The organism is Phaeovulum sp., from assembly GCF_041596715.1.
Classification (GTDB): domain Bacteria; phylum Pseudomonadota; class Alphaproteobacteria; order Rhodobacterales; family Rhodobacteraceae; genus UBA6213.
The window spans coordinates 1-2,738 of the sequence record NZ_JBFHIA010000319.1; the positions used below are offsets into that span (position 1 = coordinate 1).

Consider the following 2,738-nt stretch of genomic DNA (forward strand, 5'->3'; position numbering starts at 1 on the left):
CCTCATCCTGCGCAAGACACCGCGCCCCCAGCGCCCGCATCCGCACCATTGCGGATGCGCCGTCGCGCCCCATACCCGTCAGCAGCACACAAAGGCTACGCTCGGCCATCGCTTGCGCCGAATCGAACAGCACATCGACCGAAGGGCGATGGCCGTTGACTTTATCGCCCGCGATCAGCCGACACCGCGGTATCGGCCCGACATCGACCGCAAGGTGATGCGCGCCTCCGGGGGCGAGATACACGTGCCCGGCCTCGAGCGGTGCGCCATCATAGGCAAGCGCGATGTGTGGGGCGAAGCGCTGCGCAAGACGCGTGGCAAAGCTTGCCAAAAAGCCGGCTGGCATGTGCTGCGTGATAAGCGTCGGCGGGCATAGCGGCGGATACCCCGCCAGCAAGGATTCGATGGCATCGACGCCGCCTGTCGAGGAGCCGATCAGCACATGGCGCCCGGCCCAGCGATAATCCGCGGGGGCAGGTGCAACGGGTGCGCGCGCAGTGCCCCTAGGCCGCGCCGACGCTGCCATGACCAGCGTATCGGCCAAAGTGTCGAAGCTGTTTGCCAGATCGCCGCCGCTGCCCTTGCCGATGCAGTCAACTGCGCCCAGCGACAGCGCCTCGAGTGCTGCGGCGCTGCCGCGATGCGTCAGCGTGGATACCATCACAACCGGCATTGGCCTGAGCCGCATCAGTTTTTCGAGAAATGCGATACCATCCATACGTGGCATCTCGACATCGAGCGTGAGGACGTCTGGGTTGAGAGCCTTGATCTTTTCGCGCGCGTCAAACGGGTCGAAGGCCTCGCCAACGGCGACCAGACGCGGGTCGGCGTCGATTCGCGCGCGGATCAGGCGGCGGATGGTGGGGGAATCATCAACGATCAGAACGCGCACGGGCATGGCGAATATCTCTTAAAAACGATGTTTATCAAGGTGACGGACCTATTCAAAAATCCTCCCAGTCGCTGGAAACGGTAGCGTTGCCGTAGGTGCCGGTGGCCGCGGCGGCCCGCGTTTTGCCGCGCGGTGGCGCTGGTGCCGCGGCACGCGTGGCAAGATGTTCTGTAGCGGCTTGTCTGGGCACCCCGGTGCGAAACCGCGCGGTGGTGTCGCTTAGCGACGTGGCACAGCGCGTCAGCGCATGGCTGGCCGCGGTAGTCTGCTCGAACATGGCGGCGTTATGCTGGGTCACTTGGTCGAGCTGGTTTACAGCGGTGTTGATCTCGGCCAGACCTGCGGCCTGCTCTTGCGAAGACCCGGCGATGGCCTCGACCTTTTCTGCGATTTCGGCCACCGAACCGACGATCTGCTGGAGCGCCTTGCCCGCCTGCCCGACCAGATCGACACCGCGCCGCACCTGCCCGGTCGATGCGGTGATCAGCCCGTCAATCTCGCGCGCGGCTTCGGAGGAACGCTGCGCGAGGGCGCGCACTTCGGATGCCACCACGGCAAAACCGCGCCCAGCCTCGCCCGCGCGCGCAGCCTCGACCCCGGCATTGAGCGCCAGAAGATTGGTTTGAAAGGCAATATCGTCGATAACACTGATGATTTTCGATATCTGCGCAGAGGAGGTCGCGATTTCACCCATCGCAGACACCGCCTGCTCGACGATTGCCCCAGAAGCTTCGGCACTGGCGCGCGCCTCGGCGACGGTGCGGCTTGCCTCGCCCGCGCCTTCGGCTGATGAGCGCACCGAAACCGTCAACTCATCAAGCGCCGCCGCGGTTTGTTCCAGCGTTGCGGCCTGCTGTTCGGTGCGCCGACTGAGGTCTTCGGCCGCTGCGGTGATTTCCTTCGCCTCGCTTTCAATGCCCGAGGCATTTTCCAGCACCGCCTGCATCGCATCGCGCAAATTGGCGGCGGCGGAGTTGAAATCGGCGCGCAGGCGTTCGTACTCTGCGGCAAAGCTCGTCTCGATCTGCACGGTCAGGTCACCATCGGACAACCGTTCTAGGGCAAGGCGCAACGCCTCGACCACGGATTTCTGGGCCGCAAGCATCGCCTGGCGTTCAAGCTCGGCAGCCCTCAGGCCTTGCTGCGCCGCCGTCACATCGACCGCCATCACCAGATAACTCAGCACCGCGCCCTTGGTATCGAGCACCGGTGTGATGCTGCCATCGAGCATCACCTCGCCGGTTTGCCCAAGCATCGTGATGCGGGCAAGCACGGTGTCGCCCTTTGCCAGACGCGCGCGCATTTCCGCATCGCCAATCGCATCTGCACCTTGCGCCTGCATCAGGTCCGAAAAGGCGCAACCGAGCATGGCCTCGCGCGGTTTTCCGAGCAGCGCCAGAAGGGTGTCATTGGCCGCGTTCAGCCGCCACTCGGGGTTGAAACCTGCGGTGATCTGGTTGCGCTCGATTGCGGCCAATGTTGCTGTTCTCAGCCGCGTCTCTGTCACATCGCGCCACTCGACGACATAGCCAAGCACGCCTTTGCCCGGCATCTGCGCCAATGTGATTTCGAGCGTGTAGTGCCGCGCGCCCAGTGGAATCTCGGCGCAGTAGGGCAGATTTTCGGGGTTTGAAAGAATAGCGCGCACGCGCCCCGGCAAGCTGTGAAACACATCGATATTGCGCCCGACAAGTTTCGCAGCGTCGATATCGGGTGCTATCTTGCGAAACTCGTCAATAGCCTCGTTGACAAGCGAAACCAGCGCCGGGTTGACGTAAGCGATATCAAAATCGGGCGTCGTCACCATCATCGCGGCCGAGGTGCCCTCAAACGCGGCACCTTTGAC

Annotated in this window: 2 protein-coding genes; both read right to left on the bottom strand. The window is 63.6% G+C overall.

The genetic code is table 11. The features are described from left to right. The coding region (gene cheB / locus ABY403_RS15320; RefSeq protein ID WP_372841684.1) for a chemotaxis-specific protein-glutamate methyltransferase CheB at positions 1–898 on the bottom strand (898 nt) is incomplete at its 3' end. Between the two features lie 46 nt (positions 899–944). Further along, positions 945–2,738: methyl-accepting chemotaxis protein (locus ABY403_RS15325; RefSeq protein WP_372841685.1), on the bottom strand; the 1,794-nt coding region annotated here is incomplete at its 5' end.